The sequence below is a fragment of the Novosphingobium sp. B-7 genome (genome assembly GCF_000410615.1).
Lineage (GTDB): Bacteria > Pseudomonadota > Alphaproteobacteria > Sphingomonadales > Sphingomonadaceae > Novosphingobium > Novosphingobium capsulatum.
The window spans coordinates 1-1,748 of the sequence record NZ_APCQ01000432.1 but is presented as its reverse complement, the minus strand read 5'-3'; the positions used below and the strand labels follow the sequence as shown (position 1 = coordinate 1,748).

Below are 1,748 nucleotides of genomic sequence, written 5' to 3'. Positions count from 1 at the left end.
CCCATGCGCCGGGCCAGCGCCTGGGCCGCGCGCTGCATGCTGCCGGCTATTCCGTCAACCGGCTGATGCGCCTGACCACGGCACGTGGGCCAGCGCTGATCGACCAGGTGGTGCGCGCCGCGCGCTATCTGGCGCAGGCGGGGCAGGCGCCGGTGGACCTGCGCCCCATTCGCGCCCTGATCGGCGACGATCCCGACCGCGCCGAACGCGCCCGGATCGACATCGCCCGCGATTACTTTGCCGCCGAATATGCCCAAGGGAGGGACAGCCAATGACCCCGCGCTTCATCCAGATCCACTTCCTGAGCGCCTGGCCCGGCGTGCTGCTCAACCGCGACGATGCCGGCCTGGCCAAGCGGCTGCCGTTCGGCCCCGCCGTGCGCACCCGGGTTTCCTCGCAATGCCTCAAGCGGCACTGGCGCATGGCCGACGATCCACGCGCACTGCACCAATTGGCCGCACAGGAAGGCGTGGCCAGCCTGCGTACCAAGCTGGCGATCGAGCGCCTGGTGATCGAACCCTTGCGCGCCCGCTATCCGCAAGAGGCGGTGGACGCGGTGCAGGAAGCGTTCCTGACCAAGTTCTATGGCAAGAACGCCAAAAACCCCAAGCAGCGCCAGGCCCTGCTGTTTGGCGAGGCGGAAATCGCGTGGATGCGCGAGCGGGCGGAAAGCATCCTGAAGGAAGCGCCCGACAGCAAAAGCGCCGAGACCGCCGCCACCGCGTTTTTCAAGGAAGAAAAGGCTAATCTGGCCGCCTTTGGCAAAAGCGTGGCTCTGGCCGCCGGGCTGGAAGCGGCGCTGTTCGGGCGCATGGTCACGTCCGACGTCAAGGCCAATACCGATGCCGCGATCCACGTCGCCCACGCCTTTACCGTCCACGACGAACAGCCGGAACTGGATTACTTCACCGTGGTGGACGACTTGCGCAACCGCGAGGACGATGGCGATTCCGGGGCGGCGGGGGTGTTCGATACCGAGCTGACGTCAGGCCTTTATTATGGTTACGTGGTGGTGGACGTGCCGCTGCTCGTGAAAAACCTGACCGGGTGCGCCATGGCCGATTGGGCCGGGGACCAGGATCGCACGCTTGCCGCGCAGGTGGTGGAAAACCTGGTGTGGCTGATCGCGGAAATCTCGCCGGGGGCCAAGAAGGGTTCCACCGCGCCCTATAGCCGCGCCGAGCTGGTGCTGGTCGAGGCGGGCGAGCGCCAGCCCCGCTCGCTGGCCAATGCGTTTCGCCAGCCCGTATCGCTGGCCCCGCATCACAACGAAAGCCTGGGCCGGCGCAGCGCCGATGCCCTCGCCGCGCATCTCGCCGCTCTCGATGAAACCTATGCCACGGGCGAAGTGCGCCGGCATCTGGCCTTGCCCGATCTCGCCCTGCCCGGGGTGGCCCGCCTGCCGCTGGCCACTTTGGCGCAATGGGCGGGCGGCCTGGTGCGCGCCGCGCAAGCGTGATGGCGGCGCATCTCGTCCTGGCGCTCGATGCGCCGTTGATGAGCTTTGGCGGCGACATGGTCGATGCCTATGGCGTGGTCCGCGATTTTCCGGCGCGGTCGATGATTGCCGGCCTTGTCGCCAATGCCCTGGGCTGGGACCGCGCCGATGGCGACTCGCACCAGGCGTTGCAGGCGCGGCTGATCATGGGCGCGGCGCGGGCGCGCGAGGGGCAGCGCATCCGCGATTTCCAGACCGCCAAGCTGGAGGCAGCCGACCAGGGCTGGACCACGCGCGGCGCGCCCGAAGG

3 protein-coding genes are annotated in these 1,748 nt (G+C 68.4%); all 3 read left to right on the top strand.

The features are described from left to right. On the top strand, positions 1 to 275 hold a 275-nt coding region (gene casB / locus H926_RS33015), incomplete at its 5' end, for a type I-E CRISPR-associated protein Cse2/CasB (protein ID WP_022675406.1). Further along, positions 272 to 1,459, top strand: a complete 1,188-nt coding sequence (cas7e, locus tag H926_RS0105390; RefSeq protein WP_022675405.1) for a type I-E CRISPR-associated protein Cas7/Cse4/CasC — start codon at positions 272 to 274, stop codon at positions 1,457 to 1,459. The genes casB and cas7e, both read left to right, overlap by 4 nt. After that, the coding region (gene cas5e / locus H926_RS0105385) for a type I-E CRISPR-associated protein Cas5/CasD (RefSeq protein ID WP_028657625.1) at positions 1,459 to 1,748 on the top strand (290 nt) is incomplete at its 3' end. The genes cas7e and cas5e, both read left to right, overlap by 1 nt.

Bases quoted from the DNA above. Each gene is read 5' to 3' on its own strand.
- cas7e (WP_022675405.1), top strand. From the start codon at position 272: ATGACCCCGCGCTTCATCCAGATCCACTTCCTGAGCGCCTGGCCCGGC.